Origin of the sequence: Leifsonia sp. P73, from assembly GCF_051059105.1 — a bacterium.
Classification (GTDB): Bacteria; Actinomycetota; Actinomycetes; order Actinomycetales; family Microbacteriaceae; genus Leifsonia.
In genome coordinates this window covers 2,187,136-2,201,539 of the sequence record NZ_CP194931.1, presented here as the reverse complement: position 1 = coordinate 2,201,539, position 14,404 = coordinate 2,187,136, and the positions used below count along the sequence as shown (strand labels likewise).

12 protein-coding genes are annotated in these 14,404 nt (G+C 68.7%); 6 read left to right on the top strand and 6 right to left on the bottom strand.

What is annotated here, in order from left to right:
* Positions 1–46 precede the first annotated feature (46 nt).
* From ACQ86L_RS11120 to ACQ86L_RS11100, 5 genes are all read right to left on the bottom strand, one after another.
* The gene (locus tag ACQ86L_RS11120; protein ID WP_434315449.1) at positions 47–1,735 is read right to left on the bottom strand and encodes a hypothetical protein; all 1,689 of its coding nucleotides are present in this window, start codon (positions 1,733–1,735) and stop codon (positions 47–49) included.
* Between the two features lie 304 nt (positions 1,736–2,039).
* Complete coding sequence (locus tag ACQ86L_RS11115; protein WP_434315448.1) at positions 2,040–3,722, bottom strand: alkaline phosphatase family protein; 1,683 nt, start codon at positions 3,720–3,722, stop codon at positions 2,040–2,042.
* A 337-nt stretch (positions 3,723–4,059) separates the two neighbouring features.
* Entirely contained in the window at positions 4,060–4,800 is a 741-nt protein-coding gene (locus tag ACQ86L_RS11110) for a cysteine hydrolase family protein (RefSeq protein ID WP_434315447.1), read from the bottom strand.
* 9 nt (positions 4,801–4,809) lie between these two features.
* The gene (locus ACQ86L_RS11105) at positions 4,810–5,493 is read right to left on the bottom strand and encodes a hypothetical protein (RefSeq protein ID WP_434315446.1); all 684 of its coding nucleotides are present in this window, start codon (positions 5,491–5,493) and stop codon (positions 4,810–4,812) included.
* A gap of 25 nt (positions 5,494–5,518) precedes the next feature.
* Positions 5,519–6,190 carry a GAP family protein gene (locus ACQ86L_RS11100; protein WP_434315445.1) on the bottom strand — a complete coding sequence of 224 codons (672 nt, stop codon included), beginning with the start codon at positions 6,188–6,190 and terminating at the stop codon, positions 5,519–5,521.
* A gap of 112 nt (positions 6,191–6,302) precedes the next feature.
* On the opposite strand from ACQ86L_RS11100, the gene tdh reads away from it, so the two are divergent.
* Together tdh and ACQ86L_RS11090 are read left to right on the top strand one after the other, a co-directional pair.
* Positions 6,303–7,346: an L-threonine 3-dehydrogenase gene (gene tdh / locus ACQ86L_RS11095; protein WP_382457968.1), complete on the top strand. Its 1,044-nt coding sequence runs from the start codon at positions 6,303–6,305 to the stop codon at positions 7,344–7,346.
* Positions 7,346–8,533 (top strand): glycine C-acetyltransferase, encoded by a 1,188-nt coding sequence (locus tag ACQ86L_RS11090; RefSeq protein WP_434315444.1) that lies wholly within the window; start codon positions 7,346–7,348, stop codon positions 8,531–8,533. Before tdh ends, ACQ86L_RS11090 begins: the two co-directional genes overlap by 1 nt.
* A gap of 51 nt (positions 8,534–8,584) precedes the next feature.
* Here the strand turns inward: ACQ86L_RS11090 and ACQ86L_RS11085 are convergent, their stop codons facing one another.
* Positions 8,585–9,955, bottom strand: a complete 1,371-nt coding sequence (locus ACQ86L_RS11085; RefSeq protein WP_434315443.1) for an alpha/beta hydrolase — start codon at positions 9,953–9,955, stop codon at positions 8,585–8,587.
* Positions 9,956–10,100: 145 nt separating this feature from the next.
* On the opposite strand from ACQ86L_RS11085, the gene ACQ86L_RS11080 reads away from it, so the two are divergent.
* The 4 genes from ACQ86L_RS11080 to ACQ86L_RS11065 all read left to right on the top strand — a co-directional run bounded on the left by ACQ86L_RS11080 (position 10,101) and on the right by ACQ86L_RS11065 (position 14,386).
* A complete protein-coding gene (locus tag ACQ86L_RS11080; protein WP_434315442.1) occupies positions 10,101–11,063 on the top strand; it encodes an ABC transporter ATP-binding protein in 963 nt (320 codons plus the stop codon).
* Positions 11,056–12,093, top strand: a complete 1,038-nt coding sequence (locus ACQ86L_RS11075) for an ABC transporter permease (protein ID WP_434315441.1) — start codon at positions 11,056–11,058, stop codon at positions 12,091–12,093. Before ACQ86L_RS11080 ends, ACQ86L_RS11075 begins: the two co-directional genes overlap by 8 nt.
* 188 nt (positions 12,094–12,281) lie before the next feature.
* Positions 12,282–13,703: a nitroreductase family protein gene (locus ACQ86L_RS11070; RefSeq protein ID WP_434315440.1), complete on the top strand. Its 1,422-nt coding sequence runs from the start codon at positions 12,282–12,284 to the stop codon at positions 13,701–13,703.
* Positions 13,700–14,386: a nitroreductase family protein gene (locus tag ACQ86L_RS11065; protein ID WP_434315439.1), complete on the top strand. Its 687-nt coding sequence runs from the start codon at positions 13,700–13,702 to the stop codon at positions 14,384–14,386. The genes ACQ86L_RS11070 and ACQ86L_RS11065 overlap by 4 nt, the downstream gene beginning before the upstream one ends.
* The last annotated feature ends 18 nt before the right edge of the window (positions 14,387–14,404 follow it).

The window sequence follows — 14,404 nt, the reverse complement described above, 5'->3', positions numbered from 1 at the left end:
CGCGTGGAAAGCGACAACGACGTGCCCTCGTTCGATCGGGGACGGCTCAGTACGCGATGTACGGGACGTCCCACCAGGTGCTGGCGATGGTCCTCGCGTTCGGCGGCAGCGTGGTGATCTTCACCGGCGTCGGGAAGGTGGCCGGGAGGCCGGTCCCCATGCCGGGGTTGCCCTCCTCGTACAGGCCCGCGAACCAGACGTCGCCCGAGTTGTCGAGCACGATCAGGTTGTGGGCGCCGCAGGCCATCTCCTTCACGTCGTCCACGAGCACCTTCGCCCAGGTCCGGGTCGCGGTGGTCGTGCCGATGCCGAGGTAGCCGCGAGCGGCGCCGTTGCTGCCGATGGCCCAGAGCGTGTTGTCCGACGTCTTGGCGTAGTAGGCGGCGCCGTTCGTGTCGTACGGGTGCTTGGCCCAGAGCTCGACCACCTCGCCGGGCGGCCCGGCGATCTCCTGGACGTCGCCGGGGTTCGCGTAGTCGGCCGGGGTGATGCTCGCGACCTGCGTCCCCGAGTACAGCAGCCGCCCGTCGGTGGTGAGCATCATGACCGAGTGGTCCTCGCTCTGGTGGACCCGCTTCACACCGGTGACCGGCGAGCCGTCCGGCATCATGAGCTGCGCCAGCTGACCGCGGGTGGTGCTCTGGGGCAGGCCGTTCGAGTAGTTCCGGAAGCTGCCGCCGTAGCCGCTGAACCAGACCGTGCCGTCCACGAGGCTCCAGACGAGCGTGTCACCGTACCGGTTGGGGCTGAGCGTGGCGGGCTTCGCAGGGAGGTTGCCGCCGATCCGCTCCCACTGCGTGATGGACCGCGCCCCGGTGGTGTCGCCGGGGATGGCGAGGTAGTTGGAGACCTGCTCGCCGACCGCCCACCAGTCGCCGGCGGAGTCCTCCACCACGAAGAGGCCCTGCTCGGACCCGCAGGTGTCGACGACCGCCCGGACGGCGTCCGTGAACGCCGTGCCGTCCTTCTTCAGCGGCTCGATCGGGGTGAGCACGGAGACCTCCTGGCCACCCGTCCCGACCTCCGCGAAGGGGTTGTAGCCCCCGGTGCGGACCGTCCCGCTCTCCGTGATGGCGAGGTACGAGCTGATGCTGGCGTGGACGCTCGACAGGCGCTCGTCGATCGCCAGCGGGGTCGGCCAGACGACGCCGTTGCGGCTGGCGCCGTTGCCGGTCTGGCCTTCCGGGGTGTGGCCTCCGGTGGCGTACACGAAGCCGGTGCCGGCCGTCAGCGTCGAGACGGCGCTCCCGCCGTTCCCGGTCGCGGTGATCGTGGCCACCGTGTCGCCCTTGCTGTGGGGCGGGATGGCGACGAAGACCTCGGCGACCCCGTCCGGCGACGTCGTCACCGTGACCGTCTGGGTCGGGGTGAACGCGGCGTTGGTCTGGACCGTGAAGAACGAGAACCCCGCCCCGCTCAACGTCAGGGTGACCGTCGTGGCGCGGGCCGGCGACACGGTGATCGGGACGGCGGTGGCGGTCGGCCGCGCCGCTGTCGCGGCGCCCACCGGGAGGCCGTTGGCGCCGAAGTTGGTGTAGATGGACCAGCCGCCGCCGATGACGCCCGTCAGCGCAGGCGGGATGGTGACCGGGCCTTCCGTGGACGCGGCATAGGCCGGTGATGCGGTGGCCGCCGCGATGGCGGGGACGCTCCAGGCGCTCGCCGCGACGACGGTCCGCCGGGAGGGGAGTCGACGCCCTGCGTCTGGTCGATGGGCTTCGTTGGTGCTCGACATGTGTTCCTTGTTTCTCGATGTGGCTTCGGCGACCTTGCCGCCACCGCAGGAGGTTAAGGGGGTCATGTCGTCGTCCCTGCGAACGGAGGCGTCCCTCAGCCGCGTCCGGGGGTGGAACTCACCGTCTGCTTCACCTGAATTTCTTTCACCATCAGGGTCGTTTCGCCTCAGGTGTGTAATAATGTGGCTTTGATACCCTCTGGTTTTAACCCGTGACGCGAAGAAGGCCCGCCGCCCTCGCCTCCGTGGGGAGAGCGAGGGCGACGGGCCCCTCGAAGGCTCCGCTGGGGAGCCCCGTGTTCCGTCAGCGCTGCGAAGCCGGGAGGACCTTGGTCCCCTCGATCTTCACCGCCTGGAGGGCGCGCGGGTCGAGCCCGAGCTGGCTGAGGATGGTCGGCGCGATCTGCGTCGTCTCGACCGGGGCGCCGATCCGCTGCGCGTGCTTCGCGCCGGGGGCCGAGACCAGGATCGGGACGTTGCGGTCGTCGGCGCCGGCGCCGCCGTGCTCCGCGATCTTCGACGTGCCGCCCGTGTAGACGACGCCGGTCTGCGCGATGCCCAGGACGTCCGGGATGCGCGGGTCGCTCGACGCGGTGCCGAAGTACTTCGCGACTCCCGCTCCGGCGTAGATCGTGGTGAGGCCGGAGGACTGCACCGTGACCGGCGCCTTCGTGATCGTGTCGCCCGCCGCGGTGTGCGTCGCCAGGTACTGCTTGGCGAAGTCGTCGGCCGCCTGCGAGTGGTCGTTCAGCCAGAGCTGCATGATGTCATCGTCCGTCGAGAACGCGACCAGGTCGCCCGAGCCCGGGTGGGCGGCGGTCCACGCGGCGTCGAGGCCGGCGATGATCGGGCCGTCGTCGACGCGCTTGAGGGCGGCCGGGTTCGTCGGGGACTGGCCGTGCTTGGCCGACAGGATGACCGTCGTGTCGCCCGCGTGGCCGGTCTTCTTGAGCTCGGACGTGAACGCGCCCAGCGAGGCGTCGATGTAGTCGAGCGCCTTGCTCAGCAGCGGCCCGGGGGTCGAGCCGTCGGCGAGGTAGCCGCCGGCGAAGCCGTCGGAGGTCGGCAGCTTCTGCGCGGTCGAGACCGTCTGGAAGTTCATGCCGAAGATCCCGGGCACGGCTGCGGCCTTGGTCCCGGAGTGGTCCTTGCCGTCGATCTCGTTGAGCACGGCCTGCACCTTGTAGCCGTCGTACTGCTGCGTGGCCAGGTTGTCCTTGGTCCAGTCGCCCGTGAACGGCGCGGCGGCGTCGCTGTTGATCTCCGGGGTGAAGAGGTCGTCGACCCCGGTGCCCGACGGGCCGTTGAGGATCTCGTAGGCGGGGTGCTTGTCGCTCCACGCCGTGTGGAGGCCGGCCTGCTTGGCGACCTCGAAGATCGTGTTCACCCTGAGGTACTGGTGCGGGTAGACCGGCTTGCAGGTGGCCGGGTCGACCGGGAGCTGCGCGGGGTCGAGCAGGGTGGCCGGGGTGCCCGTCATCGACAGGATGCTGCCCGGGAGGCCCGCGAGCCCCTGACCGGCGTCGATGCTCGCCTGGTTCTTGTCGGCGGCCTCCGTGAAGGCCACCTCCGCGCCCGGCTTCACGCCGACGCAGTTCGTGGTGCCGGCCGGCAGGAGCGCGTGGTTGAAGGTGTCGTCGTAGTAGACGCCCGTGGTGCCGGGGTTGCCGCCGGTGGCCTGGGCGACCATCCCGGGGAACGAGTCGGACGGGACCGGCGTGGAGGCGTTCGTGTAGTCGGTGCCGTGCGCCGCCAGCGCCGCCATCGCGGAGGCGGGGTGCGTGCGGACGTACCAGTCGAGGTCCTTCTGGTGGAGGCCGTCCACCGAGAGCAGGAGCACGTGCTTCACGTCGGCGCGGGCGCCGTGGCCCTGGCCTTGGTCGGCGAGGGAGGGCGCGGCGGTGACGCCGACGAGCAGCGCTCCACCGGCGATGGCGGCGCTCGCTGCGAGGACCCGGGGGCCTGCGGTCCGTCTGATGGGGGCCATCAGCATCCTTTCGAGAGGTCGCCCCCGAACAGGGGCGTTCAACCGGGTCGATCCTGGCCTCCGCGCGCGCGAGACGCCATGCGCTGACGCAAGTGCTCGCCCACGCTTCACGCGGCGTTCACCGGGCGGGGGACGTCGTGGAGCGCGCTCTCAGGTCCGGGGCTGCGGGGCTGCGGAAGTGCTCATGAGGGGGTGGTCGCCGTTCTCCTCGCCGGGGCGCTCACGGGGTCCGTGCTCGCGAACCGGGCCGCAATCCACGATCGAAGGGCACGTAAACGCCCCTAAAACGCACTTTTAGGGGCGTTTACGTGCCCCTCGGCGGCGGTGGATGCCGACGTCAGAGGGAGGTGGACGCGCCCTGCCCGACGTACAGCGTGTTCGCGAACTCGTGCGCCTCCTCGGCCGCGATGTCGCGGTCGATGCCCGCACGGACCTCGCGCATCAGCTTGTGCAGCTCCTCGTGCTTGCCCGGCACGCGCGCGTGGCCGGTGCTGTCCCACAGGTTGGAGACCGGGAGGGTGTCGCCGGCCTCCACGGCGAGCGTCCACTCCTCGGTGGTCGCGACCGCGGCGAACTCCGAGTCCATCGTCACCAGCACGCTGATGTGGAGCGCGTCCGCCGAGATCGAGCCCGCCTCGTTGACGAGGTCGAGCGTCCCGGTGGCGTCGGACAGGAACTCCACCCTGAAGCCGAGCGCCGCCGCGTCGCGGGCCGTCCCCGCGCAGCAGTGCTGGGTCATGTAGCCGGCGATCGTGACCGTGTCGACGCCCTCCGACCGCAGCCACTGCTCCAGCTGGGTGCCCGCGAAGGAGGAGACGCCCTGCTTCGTGACCAGGAGGTCGGGCGTCCGGTCGGCGACCGACGAGTGCAGCGCCGCGCCCTCCGAGCCGCGCGCGAACACCGGCGATCCCTCGTCCTCGATGTGCTGCACGAGCACGAGCTTCACGTCGTGGTCCGCGGCCGCGTCCATCGCGACCTCGATGTTCGGGATGGAGGTCATCAGGTCGGGGTGGCAGATCTTCAGGTTGCCGGTGACGTACTCGTTCTGCACGTCGATCACGATGAGTGCGCGCTTCATGTCGGCACTCTAACTCCGCGCGCCGCCCTCCAGCGAGAGGGGAAGGGGATGCCCGACCCACGCAGCCCACGCCTCCCACCGCTCCGGCAGCCACGCCCGCCCCGCGAGCTGCGGATGCCCGGGATGCCGCGCCCGCGCCCACAGCACGAACAGCAGCTCCGACCAGTGCGAGTAGATCCGCCAGGTGACCGGCCCGCGATCGGACCGCCCCTGCAGCACGACGGTGTTGAAGTCGACCACCTGCATGAGGTCGATCGACCCCCAGTCCCAGCGGAACGTGCCCGTGCCCGTGACGATGACGAAGCCGCGATCGGTCACCGTCAGCATCCCGGCGTGGTCGGGCCGCCACATGACCTGCGCGTCGGCCATCGCCTGCGCCCGTGCGGCGTTGTTCCGCGAGGCGTTGGCGGCGAGGGTGCCGGCCGTCACCGCCAGGCCGATCACGCCGACGCCGAAGGCGAATGAGCCGGAGCGCTGGTAGCTGCCGTCGCCGATCGCGCGCAGGGAGTCCACCGTGTACGCGCCCTGTGCGAGCGCGACCTCCCCGTCCTGCAGCGGGAAGAGCGTGCGGATGCCCGCGTCCGGGACGACGCCGCTCTCGACCGCGGCGAGGATGCGCGCGGTGTGCCAGAGCGCGCTGTCGGCGTCGGTCCACGGCCGGTCCCCGCCGCCCGGGATCAGTTCGCCCGTCATGGCGCCGAGCCTATAGCGACCCGCGTCACAGGAACGAGTTCCCCACCAGCACAGCGCCGAACAGCACCAGCACCACGCACGTGATCGTCCGGCTCGACCGCTCCACGGCCGCGCGCACCCGGTCGAGCGCCGGTCGGATGCGCTCGCCGCCGACCGCCACGGCGACGACCGGGACGCTCACCGTCACGCACCCGATCGCCGCGTAGAGGGCGACGGCCGCGATGGTGGGCGGCGCCTCCGTCAGCGTGCTGCCGATCACGATGCCCGCCCCCGCGCCGAAGGCGAGCTCCTTCAGGTTCGCCGCCGAGAGCGCGAAGCCGAGGCCGAACGCGTTGGGCGCCGAGACCCGGGCGAGGGAGGTCAGCCACCGCGGCGGCGTACCCGCGACCGCCCCGCGCGGGCGGCGGACCCAGGTGACCACGCCCAGCGTCATCATCCCCACGCCGATGACCGCGGTGGCGAGGTGGAGGGCGGCCTCCGACCCGCGGACGTCCGCCAGCAGCTCCGACGCCGCGGCGAACGCGCCGACCACGACGACGATCCCGAGGAAGCGTCCCTCGACCAGCGCGGCGCCCCGCACACCGCCCCGCCGGCCGAGCGCGATCACCAGCACGGCGATGAGCGGCGTCGAGCTGAGCGCCACCCCGACGGCGAGCGGGAAGAGCTCGGCGAGCACGTGCCCGAACGGGGACCACATGGGATGAAATGTAGCGCGCGCGGGCGGGTAGGCTGGTGCGCGGCCTCCACGCTCACAAGGCACGGCGGCCGCAGCGAAGACGCACCCGCACGACCCCACGAGGATGGCGAACATGAAGGCCCTGTTCAAGAGCGAAGCCGCGCCCGGCCTGGCGCTGGTCGAGGTTCCGGAGCCCGTGATCGGGCCGGAGGACGTCAAGATCCGGGTGCTGCGCACCGGCATCTGCGGCACCGACCTGCACATCCTGCGGTGGGACGACTGGGCGGCCTCCGCCGTCGCCGCGCCGCTCGTGCCGGGCCACGAGTTCTACGGCGAGGTCGTGGAAGTCGGCTCCCTCGTCCACGACGTGGAGGTCGGCGACAAGGTCTCCGGTGAGGGCCACATCGTCTGCGGCACCTGCCGCAACTGCCGCGCCGGCCGCCGCCAGATGTGCATCCGCACCCAGGGCGTGGGTGTGCAGCGCGACGGCGCGTTCGCCGAGTACCTCGTGCTCCCCGCGACGAACGTGTGGGTGCACCACAACGGCATCGAGCCGGAGGTCGGCGCGCTGTTCGACCCGCTCGGCAACGCCGTCCACACCGCCCTCGCGTTCCCCGTCGTCGGGGAGGACGTCCTCGTCACCGGCTGCGGCCCGATCGGCCTGATGGCCATCGCCGTCGCCCGCCACGTCGGCGCCCGCTTCATCGTCGGCACCGACGTCAGCGCGCAGCGGCTGGAGCTCGCGAAGGGGATGGGTGCGGACTTCACCGTCGACGTCTCGAAGCACGACATCCGGGAGGCCCAGCGGGCGCTCGGGATGCGCGAGGGCTTCGACGTCGGCTTCGAGATGAGCGGCGCCCCGACCGCGCTGCCCTCGATGATCGAGAACATGAACCACGGCGGCCGCATCGCGATGCTCGGTCTCCCGAGCCAGCAGATCGCGATCGACTGGGGCATCGTCGTGACGCACATGCTCACGCTGAAGGGCATCTACGGCCGCGAGATGTTCGAGACCTGGAACGCGATGGGCGCGATGCTGCAGACCTCCAAGCCGCTGCACGACTCCATCGCCTCGATCGTGTCCGACCGCTTCGCGGCGCGCGACTGGGAGAAGGGGTTCGCCGCTGCGGCTGCGGCCGGCGGCGGCAAGGTCATCCTCGACTGGACGGAGCTCTGATGTACGGGACGTTTCGCGACCACCTCGCGGCGCAGCTGACGGAGATCGAGGAGGCCGGGCTCACCAAGCGCGAGCGCAGCATCCACGGCCCGCAGGCGGCGCTGATCACCGCCGACGGCGCGGAGGTGCTGAACTTCTGCGCCAACAACTACCTCGGCCTCGCCGACCATCCCGTCCTCCGCGACGCGGCGAAGACCGCGCTCGACGACTGGGGCTACGGGATGGCGAGCGTGCGGTTCATCTGCGGCACCCAGGAGCAGCACCTGGAGCTGGAGCGGCGGGTGTCCGCGTTCCTCGGCACCGAGGCCACGATCCTGTTCTCGTCGTGCTTCGACGCCAACGGCGGCGTGTTCGAGACGCTGTTCGCCGCGGAGGACGCCATCGTCTCCGACGAGCTCAACCACGCCTCCATCATCGACGGCATCCGGCTGTCGAAGGCGCAGCGGTTCCGGTACAAGAACCGGGACATGGACGACCTCCGCGCCCAGCTCACGGCGGCGCGGGATGCCGGCGCCCGCCACACGGTCATCGTCACCGACGGCGTGTTCTCGATGGACGGCTACATCGCCCCGCTCCGCGAGATCTGCGACCTGGCCGACGAGTTCGGCGCCCTGGTCTTCGTGGACGACTCGCACGCCGTCGGCTTCGTCGGCGAGCACGGCCGCGGCACGCCGGAGTTCTGCGGCGTCGCCGACCGCGTCGACATCTACACCGGCACCTTCGGCAAGGCCCTCGGCGGCGCGTCCGGAGGCTACGTCTCCTCGCGCCAGGAGGTCGTGGACCTGCTGCGCCAGCGCGCCCGGCCCTACCTCTTCTCGAACACGCTCGCCCCGGCGATCGTGGCCGGGACGCTGGCCGCGCTCGACCTGCTGGAGCAGTCGGACGCGCTGCGCGAGCGCCTGGTCGCGAACGCCGCGCTGTTCCGCGAGCTGATGACCGAGGCGGGGTTCGACCTCCTGCCCGGTGAGCACCCGATCGTGCCGGTGATGTTCGGCGACGCCGCGCTCACCGCCCGGATCGCGGACGAGATGCAGAAGCACGGCGTGTACGTGACGGCGTTCTCGTTCCCGGTGGTGCCGCGCGGCAAGGCGCGCATCCGCGTGCAGCTGTCGGCGGCGCACACCGACGACGAGATCCGCCGCTGCGTCGCCGCGTTCAGCGCCGCGCGCGACGCCGTCGCCGCGTAGCCCCTCCCGATTCGTGCCGAATGTCGCGAATAGCGACATTCGGCACGAATGTCAGGCGGCGTCGACGCGGAGCCTGCGCCCGCGGCGGAAGAACAGCAGCAGCTGCGCCCCGAGGAACACGGCGAGCACGCTGAGGTCCACGATCGTGACAGTCCCGGCGACCGCCCCCGCCTGCGTCAGTCCGCACGCCCGCCCGTTCTGGTCGGGCGTGCAGAGCAGCCGGTCGGCCCCCGGCGCCACCGCGCCCGACGACACCCAGACCCCGATGAGCTGGTTGTACGCGGTCTTCAGCCCGGGCTCCAGCGCCTGGGTGTGGGTCGAAGCGGGGACCGCCCAGTAGGTGACCTTCCACCCCGCCTTCTCGGCGGCGGTCGCGGTCGCCTCCACCTGCGGGCGGAAGTGCGGGTCCAGTGCGCCGGCGACGAAGATCGCCCGCGTCGGCTGCGGATAGTGCGTGGATGCGAGGATGTTCTCCGGCCAGGCGGCCTCGTAGGCGGCTTGGCTGCCGCCGTAGTAGGTGTCGCGCGTGTAGTTCGGCCGGTGCTCGCCCGGCTTGTCCGGTCCGGAGATGGAGACGACGTTCCCCCAGGTCCCGGGGTGCGTCGCTCCGAGGTAAGCCGCGCACTCGCCGCCGTGCGAGTATCCGGCGATGGCCCAGTCCGCGCGGTCGCCGCTCACGGGGAGGTTGTCGCGGATCCAGGCCGGGACGTCCTTCGACAGGTAGGTGTCGAGCTTGCCCGCGCCGGTGTCGCTGCACGGCGGGTTGGCCTTGACGTTCCCGAGCTGGTCCACCACGAGGATGAACGGCGCGTCGTCCAGCCGCTCGCCGCCGATGCCGTGGAGGGCGTCGAGCGTCGCCCCGAGCGTGGGATTGCCGGGCTGCCCCATCATCATCTCGACCACGGGACGCGTGCTGGACGGGTCGCGCAGCCACCCCGGCGGTACGAAGAGGTGCGCGTCGCGGGCGGCGAACCCGGAGGCGGTCGGCGGGATGTGCACGGTGAGCTGGGCGCCGTTGGTCAGCGTCTGCTCGGTGACCGGGACGGCTTTCCCGGCCACGGTAGCCGTCGCGAGAGTGGGGGCGACGGTGAGCGCACCGGCGGCGACCCCGGTCAGCCCGATGACGGCCGTGAGCGCGATCGAGAGCACCCGGAGCCGCCCGGCCGACTGCAGCGCGTCGCCGAGCGCGAGCGGGATCGCGACGGAGGCCAGCGCGATCGCGAACCAGCCGATCCCGCCCAGGTCGGCGCGCGGCGCGAACAGGCACCACGCGAGGATGAAGGCGAGCCCGGCGACCTGGCCGATGACGACGACGCGCACGGTCCACCCGGCGCCGAACCGCCATCCGCGCGCGGCGAAGCGCACCACCGGGTAGGCGGCGAGCAGCCCGAGAGCGAGCGTGAGCCAGGCGAGAGTCCCCACGGGTTCAAGCGTAAGCGGGCCGATGCGCGGCTCCGACCGTGCTGCGGCCCGTAACCGGGGGTCGCCGGCCGCAAAGCTTTGGTCGTCGAGGCGGAGCCTCAGAGCAGAAATTGGAACTTTCAATCTTAATGCTGTACGTTTTCACATGAACGATTCGGGGGAATCCGCGATGACGCACAATGTGATCCAGGTACGCAAGCTCAAGAAGACGTATGGAGTGCGCACAGTCGTTGCAGGCATCGATTTCGATGTGAAAACCAACGAGGTGTTCGGACTCCTCGGGCCGAACGGCGCGGGAAAGACGACCCTGATCGAGTGCATCGTCGGGCTGAGGCGGCCGTCGGACGGCAGCGTGTCTGTACTCGGCCTCGATCCTGCGCGAGAGCGCGACGCGTTGACATCGCGAGTCTCGGTACAACCCCAGAGCGCGAGCCTCTACGAGACGCTAACCGTTGACGAGACGCTCCGCCTCTTCGCTTCGTTCTACAAGAATCCACGTTCCGTTGACACGATCATCGACCGGATCGGACTTGCGAAGCACAGACAGGTGCGTACCAAGAACCTCTCTGGCGGCCAAGCGCGGCGGCTCCTCCTCGGTGTCTCACTTGTCGGGAATCCGGAGATCGTGGTTCTCGATGAGCCGTCGGCCGGTCTGGACCCCGCATCCCGGCGCGACCTGTGGGCCACCATCTCCGAACTGCGCGACTTGGGCACGACGGTGCTTCTGAGCACGCATCACATGGATGAGGCCACGGCCCTGTGCGACCGGGTCGCAATTCTGGTCGATGGGCACGTCGTTGCCCTCGACGCTCCGGGCTCGCTGGTGAGGGCGCACAGCAGGGCGGCAACGGTTTCATTCGCCGCTCCCGTCGACACCGACGACCAGGCGGTCATGAAACATGCACCAGGTAGCGTGCTGTGGAAGTCGGCTGAGGGCGCGAAAGCGCGATTCAGCGTCGACACGACCGAACCCGATGAGTTCGTCAGGAAGCTCACATTCGACCCATCAATCAAGCTGAGCGAACTGAGCGTGGTGCAGCGCAGCTTGGAAGACATCTTCCTTCAGTTCGCATCTTCCACGACGGGCGAGCGCAGTAATGATGAGTGAGCGTGAAACCCCGGCGAGCACACGGAGCGCGCTCAGAGAACTGAGTGCGGCCAACGCCCGCGAGCTCATGAGAAACGGCAAGTCCGTCTTCTCGGTTCTCTTCATGTTCGGCTTCTTCCTCATCCTGATCTGGGCGCTCAACTACGCGATCAACATCGGCAATCGTGCCGCGCCAAGCGTGCTCCTGGATGGCGAGTCGTCCGCGTCGTCGCGCACAACCGACGAACTCTCCGAGCGCGGCATCGACGTCGTGACCGGGTCAAAACCTTCCGACTCGGCGAACGCCGTCGTCACGTTTCAGGGGGCGCACGCGAATGTCGTCCTCGGGAACCCGATGCCGAACTGGTCTGGAATCGTCGGCGCACTTGAGGCTTCAGGCTTCGCGAACTCCGACATTGCTGTCGTGGACGCCCAGGGGACTCCCGTTGTGGATCTCTTCAGGAGCAATCTCGCAGCCACGCTGATGATGGGTTACGCCGGCGTCGCATTTCTGGGGACCTCCGTTCCCCTCGTCGCGCTTCGGAGGCGTGGAACCTTGCGCCTGCTCGGCACGACGCCGCTCAGAAGATTGACGTTCATCCTCGCGCAGACCCCGATCCGATTCGGCATCGGCGCGATTCAGGCGTTGATCGTCATCGTGCTTGCCCTGGGATACGGGTATGTCGGCGGCGCGAACCTCCTTCGCCTGATCGTCACGCTCCTTCTCGGGTTGGCGTTGTTCTTCGCTCTCGGTTATCTCTTGGCGAGCCGATCACGCAATCCGGATCTGATCACCCAGATCTCGGGAGTCCTTCCGGTTATCGTCCTCTTTCTGTCCGGCAGCGTCTTCCCGATGTACATCCTTCCCGACTGGGTCCAGCAGGGGATCACCTTTCTGCCGACGACGTGGTTCGTCCAAGCAGCAAGCTCCGACCTCGTCGGCTCGGAGCCATTCCTGAATGTCTACGTGCTGTGGGCGATGATGGCGACCGCCACCGTTCTGCTCACCCTCGTAGCTTCGAAGCTCTTCAAGTGGGATCGAACCGAATGAGTCGAGTGAGCGACAGTCGCACAACCGGGATCGGTGCGGCCTTCTTGGCCGCAGCAACCACTGGGGATCCGCAGTTCACGCTTCCACCGCGTCCACGATTGGTTCCATCACTACAACAGATCTGGTTGCATGACGGGCTGGTGGTGGATGGGGGGATGTCCAGAAGATACCTTCGAGGCCAGTCAGTCATGACTTTGCTCCCGCCCTTGATGCCCCTCTTAGACGGGACCCGCGACCACCGCGACCTGATGCGGGACTCCGATCTGACAGATGCCGCGTTGCGACAGGTGCTGAGCACACTGTTCGCTGCCGGGATGCTGGTGGACGGTCCCGCAGCCGGAGAAGTCGATCAGAGTGAAGCGTTCTTCGAGCGGATGGTCGACGCCAGTCGCAGAAACCGTTCCGCTGTCGATGCGCGCACGAAGAGAGAGTCGCGTCGGATTCTTGTCGCCGGAACAGGCCGCGCAGCGGAAGTGATTAGGAGTGCATTGATCGAATCCGGAGTCGTTCTCGTCAAGCCGAACGGCTCGATTGAAGAGGCGTTTCTCTGCGTTGTCGTGGATACAGGGGACGCGGCGTCTCTCGATGTAGAGCGGAAGGCGCGGGAGGCAGCGATCCCGATCCTGCCCGTTCGGGTGGGAGCGCTCGAGTCGGGAATCGGACCGGTTTCGCATCACGACTTTGGACCGTGCCTCGCTTGCATCCAGCACGCCTGCGCCGAGCGCGGGGGAACGCCGGCAGAGGGCCCCCTTCGCGTTTATGCGCTCATGGTCGCCATCGAGGTGACGATGCTCATCAGCGAGGTCGGGCGGCCCACGAGCGAGAAGGCCGCTATCCGAATCGACCCGGTGGATCTCTCCACCTCGAGCCACTGGATTCCGCGACGGCCCGGGTGTCACGTTTGCGGGACCGGGGTCGAACTCGACACGGCTTCAGAGCTTGCGTACATCTACGAGGCGTCCGTGGAGTTTCCGCCGTCGCGGCTCAGGAACCCCAGGGACCACCAGGGACACTTCGAGAGCTCGAGTGTTCGGCTCACTTATGATCGTCGCGAGTTTCCGGCTACTGATCGGGTTGATCTGACCGGTGGGTCGGAAAGCCGAAGTTGCGCGCCGAATTCCCCACTCGAGATTCTCGGACGTCTTCTGCAGTACTCGTTCGGCTTCAAACCTGCCAAGGAACAGAAAATTCGACCGCGCCGATGGGCGCCGAGCGGAGGAAATCTTGGCTCGCAGCAGGCGTACCTTTCAATCAGAAACGTGCAGGGGATCCCCGACGGGGAGTACGCGTACGTGGCTGCCGACCACTCGCTCGCGCGCGTCGCGTCCCGTGACCCTGGGGTGCTTCCCGCCTCCTCGACTCCGAGCGTCGAACTCTTCATCGCGAGTGAGCTCGAGCGGGTATGGAAGAAGTACTCGGCGTTCGCATACAGGGTGACGGCGCTCGACGCGGGCGTTGCGATTGCGCATGTGGCTCTGATGGCAGCGACCTCAGGGTTGACCCTGCGATGTGAGCCCGGCTGGAACGAGGCGGAAACCGCCCGTCGGTTCGAGCTGGACCGTTCTCAGCAGTCCATCAGCGCACGAGTGATGATCGGAGGATTCGCATGAGCGAACTCGAGGCTTATCGAAACTTGAGGCTCGCGGCGACTCAGTCGGCGTTGGACAACTTGAACCGTCCGAGTCGTCCGGTGGAAGTGGATCGCTCCGTGGCCGCTGATTTGGTGGGGGCCCTTCCTGCGCGCCGATCGGTTAAGTACTACCTGCCGGAGCCGATCAGTGCCCAGTGGCTTGTAGGGATCCTGCCGGCTCTTTTGAGTTTCGACCAGCAGCTTTCGGGCGGGAGGACCGCCCTGCGTTTTATTTGCGGTTTCTCCGACGTCGAAGGGCACGCTCCGGGGCTGTATGAACTCGGCACAGGCGGGTGGGAGCAGATGAGCGCCCCCTTGGAGAGCTCCGACCTCAGGACCATGACCTTGCAACCCGAGTTCGGCGATGCGGCGCTCATCGTCGTGCTTGTCGGCTCGCTTGTCGACGCGGTTGAGCACGAGGGCCCGAACGGCCATCGGCAACTTCTCCAACGAGCGGGCGCGATTGCAGAACTCGTCTGGCTCTCCGCCGTACACGAGGGCTATGCCGCGAGCATCTTCGCCGGCTTCCTCCCGGCCGAGCTGAAAAGCCGACTCGGATTCGACGGGATAGACAGCCTTCAACTCATCGCCATCGCGATCGGGCGGGAAGACGCCGAGCGGCTTGCGCGCGCGGAGCGAGAAGCAATGGGGGCGATCGGATGAGGGCAGCTTTCGAGCCGA

Excerpts from the sequence above, each read along its gene's own strand:
- ACQ86L_RS11080 (WP_434315442.1), top strand. The coding sequence starts at position 10,101 with ATGAACGATTCGGGGGAATCCGCGATGACGCACAATGTGATCCAGGTA.
- ACQ86L_RS11120 (WP_434315449.1), bottom strand. The coding sequence starts at position 1,735 with ATGTCGAGCACCAACGAAGCCCATCGACCAGACGCAGGGCGTCGACTC.
- ACQ86L_RS11065 (WP_434315439.1), top strand. The coding sequence starts at position 13,700 with ATGAGCGAACTCGAGGCTTATCGAAACTTGAGGCTCGCGGCGACTCAG.
- ACQ86L_RS11105 (WP_434315446.1), bottom strand. The coding sequence starts at position 5,493 with ATGACGGGCGAACTGATCCCGGGCGGCGGGGACCGGCCGTGGACCGAC.
- tdh (WP_382457968.1), top strand. The coding sequence starts at position 6,303 with ATGAAGGCCCTGTTCAAGAGCGAAGCCGCGCCCGGCCTGGCGCTGGTC.
- ACQ86L_RS11075 (WP_434315441.1), top strand. The coding sequence starts at position 11,056 with ATGAGTGAGCGTGAAACCCCGGCGAGCACACGGAGCGCGCTCAGAGAA.
- ACQ86L_RS11090 (WP_434315444.1), top strand. The coding sequence starts at position 7,346 with ATGTACGGGACGTTTCGCGACCACCTCGCGGCGCAGCTGACGGAGATC.
- ACQ86L_RS11115 (WP_434315448.1), bottom strand. The coding sequence starts at position 3,722 with ATGGCCCCCATCAGACGGACCGCAGGCCCCCGGGTCCTCGCAGCGAGC.
- ACQ86L_RS11100 (WP_434315445.1), bottom strand. The coding sequence starts at position 6,190 with ATGTGGTCCCCGTTCGGGCACGTGCTCGCCGAGCTCTTCCCGCTCGCC.
- ACQ86L_RS11110 (WP_434315447.1), bottom strand. The coding sequence starts at position 4,800 with ATGAAGCGCGCACTCATCGTGATCGACGTGCAGAACGAGTACGTCACC.
- ACQ86L_RS11070 (WP_434315440.1), top strand. The coding sequence starts at position 12,282 with ATGACTTTGCTCCCGCCCTTGATGCCCCTCTTAGACGGGACCCGCGAC.